Origin of the sequence: Mangrovimonas xylaniphaga (genome assembly GCF_001280435.1) — a bacterium.
GTDB lineage: Bacteria > Bacteroidota > Bacteroidia > Flavobacteriales > Flavobacteriaceae > Mangrovimonas_A > Mangrovimonas_A xylaniphaga.
In genome coordinates this window covers 117,422-135,120 of sequence record NZ_LBIP01000022.1, presented here as the reverse complement: position 1 = coordinate 135,120, position 17,699 = coordinate 117,422, and the positions used below count along the sequence as shown (strand labels likewise).

The window sequence follows — 17,699 nt, the reverse complement described above, 5'->3', positions numbered from 1 at the left end:
AAATTCTTAAACGTATGAAAATTGTTTCCTGGAATGTTAATGGTATAAGAGCCATATTGGGTAAAGGTTTTAAAGAGGCGGTAGAACATATGGCGCCGGATATATTGTGTTTACAGGAAACCAAGGCTCAGGATAATGAGGTGCTAAAGGCTTTGGGAGATTTTGAAGAGTACACGCTAAAATTCAATTCGGCCAGTAAAAAGGGTTATTCAGGAAGTGCTTTACTATTAAAGTCAGTTCCTTTGGGTGTAGCCAATGATATTGGGGTAGAAGAACATGATGACGAAGGGCGTGTGCAGTGTGCGGAATATGAGGATTTTTATTTGGTGAATGTATATGTGCCCAATTCGGGGCAAAAATTGGATAGGTTGGATTATCGGAAGCAGTGGGACGAAGATTTTCTGAAGTATTTAAAAGCTCTAGAGGCTAAGAAGCCTGTTATAGTTTGTGGCGATTTTAACGTGGCACATCAACCCATAGACCTAAAGAATGACAAGGCAAACTTTAACAAAACAGCAGGCTATACTCAAATAGAAATAGATGGTATGGATGCCTTTATTGCTTCTGGTTTTGTGGATGCGTTTAGAATGTTGCATCCAGATGAAGTTGCCTATACCTATTGGAGCTACCGTTTTAAGGCCAGAGAGCGTAACGTGGGTTGGAGAATTGATTATTTTTTGGTGAGCGAGGTATTGGTGGATAGAGTAAAATCTGTAACAATTTTGAGTGATGTTTTTGGTTCAGATCATTGTCCGGTACAGTTGGAAATCGAGCTGTAATTGTTCATTTGTATTCAACAAGTTTTCCAAAGGTGAATTGAATTATGTTGAGTTCAGGGTAAAGCAATGCTGCACCAATCTTTAATTGGTGTACGTGGTTTTGTCGAATCAATGTTTCGATTACAGACTTTTTACAAAACTAAATACGATTTTTTTAAATGACCGGAAGTTATTTTCAAAGGTGGTAATGCGCTCTTTTATTTTTCTATGTTCTTCCCTAAAATTGCTATCGGAGATTTGTTGGTCTCCATTTTCAATTTTGGAAAGTTTTCGCTCGTGTTTCATGATTACTTGTTGAAAGTCCTCAAAAAGATCTTTGTGAATTAGGTCTAGTTCCCGTAGCATGTCTGCATGTTCTTTTTGTTGCTCGGTAATAGGAGTTTTTTTAGATAAAAGGTCTTCAAAAAATCGAGTTTCATCTTTCCAAAAGGCCAGGTTTTCGAGCCATTCTTTGCTTTCAAAGTGAAGCACGTTCAGTCCGGCTCCCAATAGAAGCTCGGTTTTTGGGTTTGTATGTGTAGTTTCCATAATGTGTGAATTCAAGGTTTCTAAGAATTATAAATATCTACTTATTAAGCTGTCTCGAATGCTGTTTCTGGCAGTTTGAATCAATTGTATTGCTTTTATGGTTTTCATCTGTTTAAGATCTGCTATTTCGGTTGGGGTGAAATTGTAGTTTGCAAACAGATCGAAGGCGGATTGCATTGGGATTGGGAGTTTTTTGAGTACCATGGCAATGTGCTTTTGAATTTTGATTTCATCGAGTTCTTTGTCCAATTTCTCGATGTAGTCTTGCTCGTCATCTTTGATAAAGACATGGTTTAACAGGTAGTCGTTTTTGTTGTATGAGATATCGTCCAATTCTTCAATCATCAATAAATCGCCGTCGCCATCTGTGCTAAACTGTTCTTCCATTTCATTCCATTCGTCTTTGGTGTATTCATCGATATTTTTGTAGAAGAAGTCGTCAAATTCCTCTTCAACGGTGATGTCTTCGAGTAATTCGTCAGTTTTTTTAAATAACCATAGATAAAAATCATCGGCTTTTTTTACCTCTTCAATATGGTAGTAAACTTCTATGAAGAGTTGGTCAATAATATCGTCCTCGCTGTATTTATTTCTTGAAAAATGTGGGTGGGAGGATAGTGCGGCCAATCTTCCGTGGATATATTTTTTAATACTCGGTAAAATTTTTAGGATAAGATTGTTGAAAGTCTCCCTGTCATCTACTTTTTTCAGGTGGATGAGTTCTGGGAATACTTCGGTAATCATTACCCGAAGAGTCCCTTTTTTATAAGTGTCTGTTGCAGTATTCATGGCTATTGTTTTTTATTTATTGTTCGTTTTTGGGGCCGTAATTTTTGACATTACGACCCTGTTGTGAAAGTGTTTTACATGTGTTTTGAGAGGAACTTGAAGAAATCTGTTTTTAAATCATGATAGATCATTCTTTGGGTTTCCATGCGTTCCCTTAACAGAAAATGTTTTTTCGCTAGATTGAAATTCATCACGTCCTCGCCTTTTTTTTCATGCTCGGTCATGTCTGTTTCATGAACATTGATGTCGTGTTGAAGTGTGTCCATAACTTCGACTTGACGGATAAATTGGTTTTGGAAATGTTCCAATTGTGCTAAAACGCTGTGATTGGTATAGCGTTTTACTAGTTCTTCCAAACGCTTGTTGAAGGATTTCAATTCATCTTCCCAAAAAAAGAGTTCTCTTTCCCATTGTTTGTGCTCAAAATGCAAATCTGAATTTTGGATTATTAGCGTTTCCATGAGTCCTAATTTTTAAGTATTGTTCTCGTTTAACTTGCGGATTATTGTTGTTTGCCAAGATTCCTGCCACAGAAAATGACATTGTAGAACGTTAATAATTTTAATAGGATTTCTTTAAGAGAAGCTTAATCTTGGAGAGATAAAATGAGGAGCTATTGAGCCTTAAATATAAGTTTAAAAAAATAAAATTGAAATGATATATATCAGTTGGAGACCTGTGTTTTATGTTAAAGTTTTTGACTGAAAAATTGATTTTCACCTTGTTTGGAAGCTTCTTAAAGGCTGTTGCCTCTATGTGTTAAAATAATTTTATTTTAGAGGTTTAAAGATTATTGAAAATTTAAAATATGACATGTAAACTGTTTACAAGATGTGTGCTGACGGTGGGAATATTAGTGACTTCCATGAGTTATGCGCAGGAATCCCAAGACATTATTTCTCAAATAGAGCAGGAGGCTAATAATAATTCCCAATTGGAAAATTTGGCACATCACCTTTTGGATGTCATTGGTCCCAGGTTAACAGGAACGCCACAAATGGAACAGGCCAGTGATTGGGTTATGAAAACCTATGAAAAATGGGGCATTGAAGCCAAAAGGGAGCAATGGGGCGAGTGGAAAGGATGGGAGCGGGGCATCACCCACATCGATATGGTGTCACCTCGTGTGCAATCTTTAGAGGGGATTCAATTGGCTTGGAGTCCAACGACTCCTCCAGAAGGTGTGGTTGGAGAGGTGGTGACCTTGCCCGTTGTGAAAGATTCTATACATTTTCAGAAATGGTTAAAGACAGTAAAAGGAAAGTTTGTTTTGACTTCAATGTATCAGTTAACAGGTCGTCCCGATAGTAGCTGGGAGAAGTTTGCTAAGCCTGAGTCTTTTGAAAAATTGAAGAATTCTCGCGATTCCATAACAAGGGCATGGTATAGAAACATAGCAAGAACAGGTTACAAAAGTTCAGATATTGTGAGGTTATTGGAGAATGCCGGTGCTGTTGGCATTATCTCAAGTTATTGGTCCAAAGGATTTGGAGTGAACCGTATTTTTGGATCTAAAACAAAGGGTATTCCAACTCTAGATGTAGAACTGGAAGATTATACCATGCTGTACCGTTTGGCAGAAAGTGGAGAGAAGCCCGAAGTTAGGGTGGTGGCTCGTTCCAAAGATTTGGGCTTGGTGCCTGCGTTTAATACCATAGGAATGATTAAGGGGTCTGAGAAACCTGAAGAATATGTCATTTTATCGGCGCATTTAGATTCTTGGGATGGTGCCACCGGAGCAACCGATAATGGAACGGGAACTGTGTTGATGATGGAAGTGATGCGCATTCTGAAAAAAGTCTATCCCAATCCAAAACGTACCATTTTGGTGGGGCATTGGGGAAGTGAAGAACAAGGCTTGAATGGTTCCAGGGCTTTTGTTGAAGATCATCCTGAAATTGTAGAATACGTGCAGGTGGTATTGAATCAGGATAACGGAACTGGGAGAATCACGGATATCTCGGGGGCAGGTTTTTTAAATTCTTACGAATATCTTTCAAGGTGGTTGGCAGCCGTACCTGAAGAAATTTCACAGCAGGTGAAAACTACGTTTCCTGGCTCGCCTAGTAGCGGTGGTTCGGATAATGCGTCCTTTGTAGCGGCAGGAGTACCGGCATTTTATTTGGGTGCCCTAAATTGGGATTACAGAGATTATACTTGGCATACCAATAGGGATACTTTTGATAAAATCGTGTTTGATGATTTAAGGAGCAACGTTATTTTAACGGCTATTTTGGCTTATATGGCGTCTGAGGATCCTGAAACTGCTTCCCGTGAAAAAATAGTCATGCCTATGGATCCTAAAACAGGGGAACAGCAATTATGGCCTGAACAGAAATCACCGAAAAGGTTGGGTGGTGTTGATTAGTTTTTAGGCTTCAGTAGTGCGATAAGTCCAAATATAGGACCGATAGCTAAGATCGAAAATATGAAAGGCGAATCGAAACGGCTACTTAATTGGGTTAAAAGTTGAATGCTGAATATGGTGATTGCAAAGCCAATACAATTGACAATGGTTAACGCGGTTCCTTTTATTTCTGTTGGGGCATTTTGGGCGACCATGGTAGAAAACATCGGGGAGTCCATGATGACCACCATTCCCCAAAAAATCAAAAATGACACAAAAAGAAGATTTCCAAGTTGATAAACCAAAGGAAATAGAAGGCAGCATAAGCCCGAAAGTAAAAGTGCTGTTGAGGCGGTTTGTTTAGCTTCTTTTCGTTGGGAAATATATCCAGCCAAAACACAGGACAGTCCACCAATAGCGATTATAGAGAATGCGGTTAAAGAGATGTTGATGTTACTATGGGTTTGTTGGTTGTAATGTTTTAGCATAAAAGGCACAAATGCCCAAAACGCATAGAGTTCCCACATATGCCCAAAATATCCAAAGGCCGCAGATCGGAATTCTCTGTTTTTAAAAACTCTTGAGATGGCTTTAAAATCTAAACCTTTACTAGCTTTTCGGTAAGGGCCGTTTGGCACAAAAATGGCAATGACTACCCCTCCAATGAGGGCCAAACAAGATGTAGCTGTTAATACATAGGTCCAAGAAATGGTTTGCATCGCGCTTTTCAAAAGATGAGGGAGAGCTGTACCAATAACCAGAGCGCCAACAAGAAATCCTAATGATTTGCCAAGTCCTTTTTGATAGTAGTCTGCGGCAATTTTCATGCCTACAGGATATATGCCTGCAAGGAAGAATCCTGTTAAAAAACGAAATGTCAATAAGGTACTATAGTTGTTACCATTAAAAATCATACAGGAATTGCAAACCGCTCCAAGAATGGCGCAAGTCAAAAAGACTTTGGAAGGAGAAAATCTGTCGGCAATGGTGAGTAAGGCAAATGTTAAGGTTCCGATTATAAAACCAAATTGTACGGCAGAAGTAAGGTTGCCCAAGGCGGTTTCGGTTAAGTTGAAATTTTTCACCAAATTGTCCATGATGCCGTTTCCTGCAAACCAAAGTGAGGTACAACAAAATTGTGAGATCACAATAATGGGAAGGATGTGTTTGGCTGGTTTTTCGGAAATAGTCATTCAGAAAAGTGTCAGTTTTTAAAGTTTTGGTTTGTTCTAATTTCGTTTATTTTTTTCTGAATTACATAATGGATGGAAATAAAAATGCCTCGAGAGGGTCTCGAGGCATCTTATAAAAAAGGATGTTTTTATAATCAATTAAAGTCCAAAAGAGGTCTTTACCATATCTACATAATCTAGTTTTTCCCAAGTAAATAGCTCGACATCCATTGTGATGTCTTCTCCATTTGGTTGCGAAAATACTTTAGAAACCACTTCATTGGTGCGGCCCATGTGTCCGTAAGCAGCAGTTTCGCTGTACATTGGCTGGCGTAATTTTAAACGCTCTTCAATGGCTGCTGGGCGCATATCGAAAATTTGGCCTACTTTCTTGGCAATTTCTCCATCCGTCAAAGCCACATGTGAAGTACCGTAAGTATCTACAAAGATTCCCATAGGCTCTACAACACCAATAGCATAACTCACCTGAATCAATACTTCGTCACAAACACCTGCGGCAACCAAGTTTTTGGCAATATGTCTAGTGGCATAAGCGGCACTTCTGTCTACTTTACTTGGATCTTTCCCTGAAAAAGCACCACCTCCGTGAGCTCCTTTGCCTCCGTAAGTGTCCACAATAATTTTTCGTCCAGTTAATCCTGTGTCTCCGTGAGGACCACCAATTACAAACTTTCCGGTAGGATTGATATGGTACGTGATGTTGTCATTGAACAATTGTTGAATGTGCTCAGGTTGTTTTGCTATAACACGAGGAATTAAAATTTCCACTAAATCCTTACGGATTTTAGCTAACATTTCATCGTCGCTTCCAAAGTCGTCGTGTTGTGTAGAAATAACAATAGAGTCAATACGTTGGGGTGCATTGTCATCGCTATATTCTATAGTAACTTGGCTTTTAGAATCAGGGCGCAAATATGTAATATCTTGATTTTCTCTTCTTAATTCGGCAAGTTCTTTAAGAATGTTGTGAGATAAATCCAATGCCAACGGCATGTAGTTTTCGGTTTCGTTGGTGGCATAACCAAACATCATTCCTTGGTCTCCAGCTCCTTGCTCTTCTTTGGAAGCTCTGTCCACTCCTCGGTTGATGTCTTCAGACTGTTCGTGGATGGCAGAAAACACCCCGCAAGAATTCCCGTCAAACATGTAGGCTCCTTTGGTGTAACCAATTTTATTAATAGTGTCCCTTGCTATTTTTTGAACATCTAGGTAGGTGTTTGACTTAACCTCACCGGCAAGTACTACTTGCCCTGTGGTTACCAAGGTTTCACATGCTACTTTGGAGTCTGGGTCAAACGCTAAAAAATTATCAATAAGAGCATCACTTATTTGGTCCGCTACTTTGTCTGGGTGTCCTTCAGATACACTCTCCGACGTAAATAAATATGCCATAAAATATAAATAAAATATGCTTAAAATGGAGAGATTTGACGGTAGCGTCAAAGGAAGTTATCACTGTCCTTTAGCATTTTTTAATGAGGTTGCAATCAGTCAAATCTTTCCTCTAAAATTCGGCTACAAATGTACTGATTAAATTAAAAGAACAAAACACTTTGCCTTAAAAAGCAACTTAATGAATTGTTAATATATGAATTGGGTGATTTTTTCGAATAAATGGTTAATGTTTAAAAAAAAATGCTATACTATACATTTCAGCAAAGAATCATTAATTTAAGGGTGAAAAACTGAAAATTCTGTATTTCTTTTTAAAACTTATGACTTTTCACGAAGCTTAAGTAATTTTATATCCTCACTCTTACGAGAAAAATTTTATGGGAACACAACCAAAATTAACACGATTTAATCAAGAAGTATTGTCCAAATATCAGATATACAACAGTATATTTATGACCTTGCCTTTTGATACCATTTCCAAGACCGGCGTTTTATTGCCGCTGTTTCATGAAACCTGCAAAAAGGGGTTTGAAAGAGGGGATGACCCCACAACTATTGTGGATACCTTTTTTTCAAAGTACCAAGGCAGGCGCAGTAAGGAAAGTCAAATTAATTTGTTGTTTCGCTTCATTCAGTATATCGAGCGCCAGGTCGTATTGTTCGATGCTATTGAAGATGCCGCTTTCCCTACAGTAAACAACATGGATGGGATAGGGACCTTGAGAAGTTTGAAGGAATCTGTTACTTCTGAAGGGCATTTGGAGATGTTGCGTCAGTATTTGGAAGAATTTAAAGTACGCATTGTACTTACGGCGCACCCTACACAGTTTTATCCAGGGGCCGTTTTGGGGATCATTACAGATCTTACCGAAGCTATCCAAAACAACGATTTGTTGTTGATCAATGACCTGTTGGCCCAATTGGGAAAAACACCATTTTTTAAGCACACCAAACCAACACCATATGATGAAGCGATTAGTTTGATATGGTATTTGGAAAATGTGTTTTATTATTCCTTCGGAACCATTTACGACTATATCCAGCAGAATATTTTTGATGGAAAACATATAAATAACGATATCATCAATCTTGGATTTTGGCCTGGAGGAGATAGGGATGGAAACCCATTTGTGACTCCAGAAATAACACTAAAAGTGGCCAATAGGCTTAAGATGACCATTCTTAAAAATTATTATAAAAGTGTTAGGACCTTAAGAAGGCGTTTGACCTTCCGTGATGTGGAAGAGCGCATTTCGGCTTTGGAAGCACAACTATATAACGCGTTTGTTGATGTGAATGCCGAGGATAATATTACGTTGGAGCATTTTCAGTCTGAACTGAAATTCATCCTTGATACCATCGAGGAAAAGCATCAATCACTTTATTATAAAGAAGTCAACAGTTTATTGAACAAAGTGCACCTGTTTGGGTTCCATTTTGCCACTTTAGATATTAGGCAAGATAGTAGGGCGCATGACAAGGTGTTTACTGCTATGGTGGATACATTGATAGAAAGTGGAAGTGATATTTTCCCTGAAAACTACAATGAACTTTCCGAACAAGAGCAGGTGAAAATACTTTCTGAAGTGGAAGGTAAAGTTGATTTGTCCTTGATAAAAGACGAAGAAGTGTTAAAAGCCTTGAATACTATCAAGGTGATTAAAGAGATACAAACCAATAATGGTGAGCGTGCTGCAAACCGTTATATCATTAGTAACAACCAAACAACGCTTAATGTTATGCAGTTGTTTGCTATGTTGAAGTTGGTGGCCTTCCAAGATGAATTGACTGTGGATATTGGGCCGTTGTTTGAAACGATTACCGATTTGGAAAATGCTCACCTAGTTATGGAAGAGCTTTATACCAATCCAGCCTACAAGGCCCACTTAAAGGCTAGAGGAAATAGACAAACTATCATGTTAGGGTTTTCCGATGGGACAAAAGACGGTGGGTACCTTATGGCGAACTGGGCTATTTTTAAGGCTAAGGAACGCCTTACTGAGGTGTCTCGTAAATATGATGTAACCGTGATCTTTTTTGATGGCCGTGGTGGACCACCGGCAAGAGGTGGTGGAAAAACGCATCAGTTTTATGCTTCATTGGGGCCAACAATTGAAGATAAGGAAGTGCAGTTGACCATACAGGGGCAGACCATCAGTTCTAATTTTGGGACTTTGGATTCTTCTCAATACAACCTGGAGCAGCTGATAAGTTCTGGGCTCAATAATCAGATGCACGAGGATGTTAACCGTATGTCTCCAGACAATGTTGCCGTAATGGACGATTTGGCTAAAATCAGTTTGAAAACTTATATGGATTTCAAAGGGCACCCTATGTTCATTCCGTATTTGGAGCGTATGAGTACCTTAAAATATTATGCGAAGACCAATATTGGAAGCCGTCCATCGAAACGTGGAAAATCCGATAAACTTATTTTTTCTGACTTGAGAGCCATTCCTTTTGTGGGGTCGTGGAGTCAGTTGAAACAGAATGTTCCTGGGTTTTTCGGTGTGGGTACAGCGTTGAAAACCTATGAAGATGCTGGAGAATTTGACAAAGTGAAACATTTGTATAAAAGCTCCAATTTCTTTAGAACCTTAATCGCCAATAGTATGATGTCCTTGTCAAAATCCTTTTTTGACTTAACTAAATATATGGCAGACGATCCTGAGTTTGGTGAGTTTTGGAAAATCATTTATACAGAATACGAAACCACTAAACGCTTGCTGTTGAAATTGACAGGGTTTAAAACCTTAATGGAAGATGAACCTGCAGGGAAGGCGTCAATTGAAGTAAGGGAATCTATTGTATTACCGTTGTTGACTATTCAGCAATATGCATTGAAGAAAATCCAAGAGCTGGAGAAGGCAGAGGTAAGAGATGAAGAACAGATAGAGATCTTTGAGAAGATTGTAACGCGTTCGTTGTTCGGAAATATCAATGCCAGTAGAAATTCGGCTTAGATTAAAAAAAAATATATTTTAAAAAGAAAACCCTCGAAGCATTTGCTGTCGAGGGTTTTTTGTATTTGCAAAGTTAAATTAGTTAATCGTTGTAGGCGTTCATTCCGTGTTCGGTAATGTCCAATCCTTTTATTTCATCTTGTTCTGGAACTCTCAGTCCTATGGTTTTCTTAAGAATGAATAGTACAATGAAAGTGGCTACAATTGCCCAAGCCCCGATACTGAAAACTCCAATGGCTTGAACTCCCAATTGTTTAAAGCCTCCTCCGTAGAACAAGCCTCCATCGGTAGCAAATACACCAACCAATAAGGTTCCTAAGGCTCCAACAACACCGTGTACTGAAATAGCTCCCACTGGGTCGTCTATTTTTAAATTTTTATCGATTACCGCAATTGATACCACTACTGTAAATCCTGAGATGGCTCCAATAAGGGCGGCTCCAACTGGAGACACAGCAGCACATCCTGCAGTGATTCCTACCAATCCAGCTAAGGCGCCATTCAAGGTCATTGATAAATCAGGTTTACCGTACTTAACCCAAGTTAGGATTAAAGCCGTAACTGCTCCAGCCGCAGCGGCCAAGTTGGTGGTGATAACAATATTGGCAACATTGTTGGCGCTTCCTCCTGAAATGGCAAGCTCAGATCCTGGGTTGAAACCAAACCATCCTAACCAAAGAATAAACACACCCAATGCTCCGTACATCATGTTGTGACCAAGGATTGCGTTTGATTTGCCTCCTGTATATTTTCCAATTCTAGGACCTATTAATGCTGCAGCTACCAATCCAGCCCAACCTCCTACAGAGTGTACCACTGTGGATCCCGCAAAATCAATAAATCCTAATTCTGTTAACCAACCATCTCCTTGCCATACCCAGTGGCCTGAGATTGGGTAAATAATGGTGGTCATGATCAAAGAGAAAATAATGTAGGTTGAAAATTTTGTACGTTCAGCAACAGCACCAGAAACGATAGTTGCAGCGGTGGCACAAAATACGGTTTGGAAAAACAAATTGTGCATGTCTCCTGGTTCGTTATAGAACAATGAAGGGCTTCCAATAAATTTTCCAATGGATTCACCATACATGATGGTGTATCCTATGGCCCAAAACCCTAAGGAGCCTATGCAAAGGTCCATCAGGTTTTTCATTACAATATTGATGGTGTTTTTGGAACGGGTGAAACCAGCCTCAACCAATGTGAAGCCTGCCTGCATAAAAAATACGAAGATACCGGCAACGAGAATCCAAAAAATATCTAGAACACCATTTATTTCTGTTATTTGGTTTGTTAATTCTTCCATGTTAATTATTTCTTTTCTTAATTAGTTTATTTTAAAGTTTCTCCGCCTTTTTCACCGGTGCGAATTCTGTAGCATTCCGCGATGTCTGAAACGAAAATCTTTCCATCTCCAACCTCACCAGTTTTTGCAGACTCAATGATGGTTTTTACAGTAATGTCTTCAAAATCGTCATTAACAACGATCGAGAGGTAGCGTCTTTGAATGTCGCTGGTACTGTAGGTAATGCTGCGATATACATGGCCTTCTTTTTCGTTACCAAGACCAGTAACATCCCAATAGGAGAAAAAAACTACTCCCACATTGTGAAGAGCTTCTTTTACTTCTGAAAATTTGGATTTTCTAATGATTGCTTCAATTTTCTTCATTATTAGATAGTTTATTATTTATTAAATGTTGAGCGGATTTCTAGAACGAGTAGATGGCAGCCAATAGGAATGAGCTTAGGCTCTTTTTAGCGTCCAAATCCTTATTAATAAAGGCGTCATCCGATGCGCTGTCCAAACGGAATTCTGGTTTGATGATTAGACTATTGATGGTGTAACTGCCTGTGAGGGTAGCGGCAAACACACTAGAATCTTCAACGCCGGTACCGATAGCTCCAAAGTCACCGTCTTCAAGGAAATATTCTCCTCTAAACCCAATAGTGAAGTTATCGCTTGTCGCAAATTGTGGGTACAGTGCTACTCCAGCAAATCCAAAATCGTCATTATTGTAATAGGCGGCATTGATTCCTAGGAAAACACTGCTAGTTATATCGAAGCCTCCTGTATAGTCAATTTCAAAGGCGCCATCATCGGTAAGGAAGTTAAGGAACTGTCCTTTAAATCCTAGTTGGGCTCCAAAGGCGTATTTGTCCGTTGGATTGAACTCCGTAAGGTCGGTAGGGTTCATTACGGCTAGCATCAAACTAAAATCGTCTGTAAGAGAGAAGTCTGCTTTCAGTCCGGTGTGACTAAAAGGTCCGTAAGAAAATAAATAGGATGTACTATAGTTAAAGTTGGCTACTGGAGAAATGACTTCGTAGCCAAGGAAAGTGTTGAAGTTTCCAAAGGTAAGTGTCACATTGTCTGAAACATTCCAGTAGGCATAAAGTTGGTTGACAATGTTTCCGGTAGCAGAGTACATGGGGGAAGCAAAAATAGCATCTGTACCTCTTGGTCCAAAAACCAAGTCGGCTACAAAGCCTACTTTTTCGCCTTCATAGGCGGCAACAACATTGGCCATGCCAAGTGCAAATCCCGGTAGGTTGGCAAATGAAGATCCTGGGGCGACAATGCTGCCATCCTCAAGTTCTTTGTTTGGAGCGCCAAAATTTACCCTGTAGTAAGCATCTATACTGCCACTTAGGGAAAATTTCTTCTTGTCTTCTGAATCACTTTTTGGGGCTTCTTCTTGTGCATTTACATTGCAAATTGCTGTTAATAGCAAGGAAAGGAAAAAAAGTTTTTTCATACAAAGTTGTTTTGGTTAATTACTACCTAAAACTATGTAAAAAATATATTACACCCTGTAAAAAATAGGGTAGAAGTGAGTATTTTTATGATTTATGTACTTTTTACCCTTTATTAATTAGGGGTTGTTCTTATTTTTTTAATTTCTTTGAGAATATTTTAATTTGATAAATGTTGAAATCTTAAAAAATTAAGTAAAAAAATAAGGTTAACACATGTTAGTTTGTGTTTATTTGAAGTCTTTTTATTTGAACGATGTTTTTGATAATAAAAATTCATTAAGTAAATTTTAGTTTTTTACGGGTCTGATTGGATAATTCTAATTATACAGGCTTGAATTTGGTGAAATCGCAATAATGCTAAGTGTTTTATAATTAATGCATTTTCTCTCCTATATTAGTAAATCCAATTCTAAAGATTTACGTTAAAATTTAAGGTTATGTTGAAGAAACAAGGGTTGTATTTGCCGGAATTTGAGCATGATAATTGTGGTGCGGGATTTATATGTAGTTTAAAAGGAATTAAGTCGAATGACATTATTCATAAAGCTCTTCAAATACTTGAAAAACTAGAGCATCGTGGTGCGGTAAGTGCCGATGGGAAAACGGGGGATGGTGCCGGTATATTGGTGGATATTCCGCATGAGTTTTTTGTTGCTAATTGTAAGTTTAAGTTGCCTAAGGAGCGTGAGTACGCTGTTAGTAATGTGTTTCTGCCTAAAAAGGAAAACCAACGGAAATTCTGTATTTCGGTGTTGGAAAAACATATGGAGGAGCAGGGGCTTAAAGTATTGGGGTGGCGTGATGTGCCAGTTGATGAATCTGTGCTTGGAGAAATTGCTGCAGTAACTCAACCTTACATTAAGCAGGTGTTTGTAGGTAAGGGAGATAAGAATCAAGATGATTTTCACTTTAATGTAAAACTGTTTATCGCAAGAAAGAAAACAGAGCACGAAATTATTGGTTCTAAGATTTCCGAAAGTGCATTTTTCTACCTGCCTAGTTTGTCAACCAAAGTCATTATATATAAAGGTCTTTTGATACCAGAAGATATCAAATTGTTTTATAAGGATTTGAACGATCCTTTATTGGTGACGCGTTTGGCATTGGTGCACCAACGTTTTTCTACGAACACATTCCCAACTTGGGATTTGGCACAGCCTTTCCGCTATATGTGTCATAATGGGGAAATCAATACCTTAAGGGGAAATATTTCCCGGATGTATTCTAGGGAAGAATTGATGGAAAGTGAATTGTTTGGAGAGGAAATCAAAAATATCTTGCCTATTGTACTTCCAAGAAAATCAGATTCTGCCTCTATGGATATGGTGGTAGAGTTGTTGTTGATGACTGGGCGCTCCTTGCCGGAAGTCATGATGATGTTGGTGCCGGAAGCTTGGGAGAAAAACCCAGAAATGTCTGATAGTAAAAAGGCCTTCTACGAATATAATTCTTGTTTGATGGAGCCTTGGGATGGCCCAGCATCCATTCCTTTTACCGACGGGGATTATATCGGGGCGGTTTTGGATAGAAACGGCCTGCGTCCATCACGATATTCGGTGACTAAAGATGGTTACGTAATCATGTCGTCTGAAATTGGAGTTATTGAAATTGAGCCTAAAAATGTAGAGCATCACGGACGTTTGGAGCCAGGGAAAATGTTCTTGGTAAATATGAAAGAAGGGCGGATTGTTAACGATGAAGAGATCAAGGAGCGTATTGCAGCAATGCATCCGTATCGCAAATGGTTGGATAATAATTTAATTCAGCTTCGTGATATTCCGTATAATGATTGTCCTGTGTTTTTCAATGAAGAGCCTTTGGACAAGCGTAAAGTGGTATTTGGGTATACTCAGGAAGATATCAATACTATCATTTTGCCAATGGCAAAGAATAGTAAGGAGCCTATTGGATCTATGGGTAGCGATACGCCTTTGGCCGTGTTGTCTGAGCGTCCCCAATTAATTTATAATTATTTCAAGCAGCTATTTGCGCAGGTTACCAATCCTCCTTTGGATGGCATTCGTGAAGAATTGATTACTGATATCAGTCTTACTTTGGGTAGTGATTCCAATATTTTTGAGATTGACGAAAAACATTGTCAAAAGCTGAAAATCCAAAATCCAGTGATTTCCAAACAGGATTTGGATAAAATAAAAAGTTATAGAAATCCTCATTTTAAGGTGGAGCAAATTCCAATACTTTATGATGTTAACAAAGGTCATAACGGTGTGGAGGATGCCTTGGAAGATATATTGAGGCAGGCAGCAAATTGTATAGAGGAAGGAACAAACATCATAATTCTTTCCGATAGAAATATAAGTGAACAGAAGGCGCCGATTCCTGCCTTGTTGGCTTGTTCCTATGTGAACAGTGGTTTGTACAAGTTGGGAAAACGTTCCCAGTTAAGTATCATTATAGAGTCGGCCGAACCTAGAGAGGTGCATCATTTTGCGATGCTGTTCAGTTATGGAGCTAGTGCTATTAATCCATATATGGTTAATGAGATTATCGAGGATCAAATGGCAGATTTGAATGATTCTTCTATAGATCCGCTACAGGCCATAAACAACTATAATAAAGCTGTTGGAAAAGGGATTCTGAAAGTGATGAATAAAATAGGGATTTCTACGCTTAACTCTTACAGAGGTGCGCAGTTGTTTGAGTGTATCGGTATTAATACGGATGTGGTAGAGAAGTATTTTCCGAAAACTGCAACTAGAATTCAGGGAGTGGATTTGCATCAATTGGAAAAAGAAATCAATAAACGTTATCAAAAAGCATATCAAAGTAAACATATAGCCGCTAACCTCGACTTAGAAATTGGTGGGCAGTATCGTTGGAGAAGAAATGGAGAGCATCATTTGTTCAATCCATTGTCTGTAGCAAAACTGCAAGAGGCCGTGAGAAGTAACAAGCCTAAGACTTATGAGGAATATTCTAGGATTATCAATGATCAGTCTAAGCACTTAATGACCATCCGGGGCTTGTTTGAGTTTGCTAATTATGATCCAATTCCATTGGAGGAAGTAGAGCCTTGGACCAATATTGTAAAGCGCTTCAAAACGGGAGCCATGTCATATGGATCCATTAGTAAGGAAGCGCATGAAAATTTGGCGATAGCTATGAACCGAATTGGCGGAAAAAGTAATTCGGGTGAAGGTGGAGAAAATGAAGATCGTTTCTATAAAGATGTAAATGGCGACTGGAAGAACAGTGCCATTAAACAGGTGGCCTCAGGCCGATTTGGGGTAACTTCCAATTATTTAACCAATGCCCTAGAGATACAGATAAAAATGGCGCAAGGGGCCAAACCTGGAGAAGGGGGGCAATTGCCTGGTCCTAAAGTGAATCCTGAAATAGCTAAAACAAGAAACTCAACGCCTTATGTTGGTTTGATTTCACCACCACCACATCACGATATATATTCTATTGAAGATTTGTCGCAATTGATTTACGATTTGAAATCGGCGAATCGTGAAGCCCGCATCAATGTCAAATTGGTGTCAGAAGTTGGTGTGGGTACCGTTGCTGCCGGTGTTGCGAAAGCAAAAGCTGATGTGGTCCTGATTTCTGGTTACGATGGAGGAACAGGGGCTTCACCGTTAACGTCCTTGAAGCATGCGGGGCTACCTTGGGAATTAGGACTGGCAGAAACCCAGCAGACTTTAGTGATGAACAATCTTCGTAATAGAATTGTGGTAGAATGTGATGGTCAGTTGAAAACTGGTAGAGATGTGGCGATTGCTTGTCTACTTGGGGCTGAGGAGTTTGGATTTGCAACGGCGCCTTTGGTGGCTTCAGGGTGTATCATGATGCGCGTGTGCCATTTGAATACTTGCCCAGTTGGGATCGCAACCCAAAATCCAGAATTGCGCAAGAAGTTTAAAGGAAAACCTGAGCATGTAGTCAATTTTATGTATTTCGTTGCTCAAGAGCTTCGGGAAATTATGGCGAAGCTTGGTTTTAGAACGGTAGATGAAATGGTAGGAAGAGTTGAAAAGTTGGATAGAAATAAAGCTATTGATTATTATAAAGCTCATGGCATCGATTTGTCACCTATTCTGCATAAGGTAGAAGTGGAAGAAGGGACTAAGCTGTACAATACTTGTAAGCAAGATCATCATTTGGAAAAGTCCTTGGATTTTGAAATTATCAGTCAGGCGCACCCTGCTTTGTTTAGAAAGGAAAAAACCATTTTGGATTTCAAAATAACTAATGAAGACCGTGCGATTGGCGCCATATTGAGTAATGAAATTTCGAAGATATACGGAGCTCAGGGACTGCCTGAAAATACTTTGAAAATCAATTTTAAAGGGTCTGCAGGGCAGAGTTTTGGAGCCTTTGCTACCCATGGTTTGAGTTTGATTGTGACAGGAAATACCAATGACTATATCGGTAAGGGGCTTTCTGGAGCCAAATTGGTGGTGAAAGTGCCGGATGAAGCGACGATTGTTCCTGAGGAAAATGTGATTGTTGGAAATGTGGCTTTTTATGGAGCTACTTCAGGGGAGGCTTATATCAATGGAAAGGCGGGAGAGCGTTTCTGTGTAAGAAATTCAGGCGTTAAAACAGTTGTTGAAGGTATTGGTGACCATGGTTGTGAATATATGACAGGTGGAATTGCAGTGATACTCGGTGAGGTGGGGCGCAATTTTGGGGCCGGTATGAGTGGCGGTATCGCTTATGTGTATGACAAAAACGAAACCTTTGTAAAAAAATGTAATACCGAAGGCTTGAATTTGGATCCTGTGGTGATTCCTGAGGATATTCAAGAATTGAAACGCCTGATTGAAAATCATTATAATGCCACGCAAAGTGCCTTGGCGCAGCGTATTCTTGAAAATTGGGAGCGTGAATTGCCTAAGTTTATCAAGGTGCTTCCTGAGGAATACAAGCAGGCTTTGATACGATTGGAAAATGAAAATAACCTTGTAACGAAATAGAAT

12 protein-coding genes are annotated in these 17,699 nt (G+C 39.2%); 4 read left to right on the top strand and 8 right to left on the bottom strand.

All coding sequences use genetic code 11. The features are described 5' to 3' along the window. The first annotated feature begins 14 nt into the window (after positions 1-14). Complete coding sequence (locus ZA06_RS16015; RefSeq protein WP_053978508.1) at positions 15-779, top strand: exodeoxyribonuclease III; 765 nt, start codon at positions 15-17, stop codon at positions 777-779. A 120-nt stretch (positions 780-899) separates the two neighbouring features. Here ZA06_RS16015 and ZA06_RS16010 read toward each other — a convergent pair whose 3' ends face one another. The 3 genes from ZA06_RS16010 to ZA06_RS16000 form a co-directional block, all read right to left on the bottom strand. Beyond that, positions 900-1,307, bottom strand: coding sequence for a hypothetical protein (locus ZA06_RS16010; RefSeq protein WP_053978507.1), 408 nt, complete (start codon positions 1,305-1,307; stop codon positions 900-902). A 27-nt stretch (positions 1,308-1,334) separates the two neighbouring features. Further along, the gene (locus tag ZA06_RS16005; protein ID WP_157503298.1) at positions 1,335-2,096 is read right to left on the bottom strand and encodes a sigma-70 family RNA polymerase sigma factor; all 762 of its coding nucleotides are present in this window, start codon (positions 2,094-2,096) and stop codon (positions 1,335-1,337) included. Positions 2,097-2,170: 74 nt separating this feature from the next. Then, positions 2,171-2,557: a hypothetical protein gene (locus ZA06_RS16000; RefSeq protein ID WP_053978505.1), complete on the bottom strand. Its 387-nt coding sequence runs from the start codon at positions 2,555-2,557 to the stop codon at positions 2,171-2,173. 347 nt (positions 2,558-2,904) lie between these two features. Here ZA06_RS16000 and ZA06_RS15995 point away from each other — a divergent pair, with 347 nt between their 5' ends. Next, the gene (locus tag ZA06_RS15995) at positions 2,905-4,464 is read left to right on the top strand and encodes a M20/M25/M40 family metallo-hydrolase (protein WP_053978504.1); all 1,560 of its coding nucleotides are present in this window, start codon (positions 2,905-2,907) and stop codon (positions 4,462-4,464) included. On the opposite strand, the gene ZA06_RS15990 is transcribed toward ZA06_RS15995, so the two are convergent. Both ZA06_RS15990 and metK read right to left on the bottom strand, forming a co-directional pair. Further along, entirely contained in the window at positions 4,461-5,636 is a 1,176-nt protein-coding gene (locus ZA06_RS15990) for an MFS transporter (RefSeq protein ID WP_053978503.1), read from the bottom strand. The genes ZA06_RS15995 and ZA06_RS15990 overlap by 4 nt on opposite strands. Positions 5,637-5,774: 138 nt before the next feature. Next, positions 5,775-7,028, bottom strand: a complete 1,254-nt coding sequence (gene metK / locus ZA06_RS15985) for a methionine adenosyltransferase (RefSeq protein WP_053978502.1) — start codon at positions 7,026-7,028, stop codon at positions 5,775-5,777. A gap of 380 nt (positions 7,029-7,408) precedes the next feature. Between metK and ZA06_RS15980 the strand changes: the two genes are divergently transcribed. Beyond that, positions 7,409-9,994 carry a phosphoenolpyruvate carboxylase gene (locus ZA06_RS15980; RefSeq protein WP_053978501.1) on the top strand — a complete coding sequence of 862 codons (2,586 nt, stop codon included), beginning with the start codon at positions 7,409-7,411 and terminating at the stop codon, positions 9,992-9,994. 82 nt (positions 9,995-10,076) lie between these two features. Here the strand turns inward: ZA06_RS15980 and ZA06_RS15975 are convergent, their stop codons facing one another. From ZA06_RS15975 to ZA06_RS15965, 3 genes are read right to left on the bottom strand one after another with little or no spacing between them, the layout of a single operon-like run. Beyond that, entirely contained in the window at positions 10,077-11,300 is a 1,224-nt protein-coding gene (locus ZA06_RS15975) for an ammonium transporter (RefSeq protein WP_053978500.1), read from the bottom strand. A 26-nt stretch (positions 11,301-11,326) separates the two neighbouring features. After that, positions 11,327-11,665: a P-II family nitrogen regulator gene (locus tag ZA06_RS15970; RefSeq protein WP_053978499.1), complete on the bottom strand. Its 339-nt coding sequence runs from the start codon at positions 11,663-11,665 to the stop codon at positions 11,327-11,329. A gap of 40 nt (positions 11,666-11,705) precedes the next feature. After that, complete coding sequence (locus ZA06_RS15965; RefSeq protein ID WP_053978498.1) at positions 11,706-12,752, bottom strand: outer membrane beta-barrel protein; 1,047 nt, start codon at positions 12,750-12,752, stop codon at positions 11,706-11,708. A 438-nt stretch (positions 12,753-13,190) separates the two neighbouring features. On the opposite strand from ZA06_RS15965, the gene gltB reads away from it, so the two are divergent. Beyond that, positions 13,191-17,696, top strand: coding sequence for a glutamate synthase large subunit (gene gltB, locus ZA06_RS15960; RefSeq protein ID WP_053978497.1), 4,506 nt, complete (start codon positions 13,191-13,193; stop codon positions 17,694-17,696). Positions 17,697-17,699: the final 3 nt, after the last annotated feature.

Coding starts and splice junctions, on each gene's coding strand:
- metK (WP_053978502.1), bottom strand. CDS start 7,028: ATGGCATATTTATTTACGTCGGAGAGTGTATCTGAAGGACACCCAGAC.
- ZA06_RS16010 (WP_053978507.1), bottom strand. CDS start 1,307: ATGGAAACTACACATACAAACCCAAAAACCGAGCTTCTATTGGGAGCC.
- ZA06_RS15980 (WP_053978501.1), top strand. CDS start 7,409: ATGGGAACACAACCAAAATTAACACGATTTAATCAAGAAGTATTGTCC.
- ZA06_RS15995 (WP_053978504.1), top strand. CDS start 2,905: ATGACATGTAAACTGTTTACAAGATGTGTGCTGACGGTGGGAATATTA.
- ZA06_RS15965 (WP_053978498.1), bottom strand. CDS start 12,752: ATGAAAAAACTTTTTTTCCTTTCCTTGCTATTAACAGCAATTTGCAAT.
- ZA06_RS16005 (WP_157503298.1), bottom strand. CDS start 2,096: ATGAATACTGCAACAGACACTTATAAAAAAGGGACTCTTCGGGTAATG.
- ZA06_RS15970 (WP_053978499.1), bottom strand. CDS start 11,665: ATGAAGAAAATTGAAGCAATCATTAGAAAATCCAAATTTTCAGAAGTA.
- ZA06_RS15975 (WP_053978500.1), bottom strand. CDS start 11,300: ATGGAAGAATTAACAAACCAAATAACAGAAATAAATGGTGTTCTAGAT.
- ZA06_RS16000 (WP_053978505.1), bottom strand. CDS start 2,557: ATGGAAACGCTAATAATCCAAAATTCAGATTTGCATTTTGAGCACAAA.
- ZA06_RS15990 (WP_053978503.1), bottom strand. CDS start 5,636: ATGACTATTTCCGAAAAACCAGCCAAACACATCCTTCCCATTATTGTG.
- gltB (WP_053978497.1), top strand. CDS start 13,191: ATGTTGAAGAAACAAGGGTTGTATTTGCCGGAATTTGAGCATGATAAT.
- ZA06_RS16015 (WP_053978508.1), top strand. CDS start 15: ATGAAAATTGTTTCCTGGAATGTTAATGGTATAAGAGCCATATTGGGT.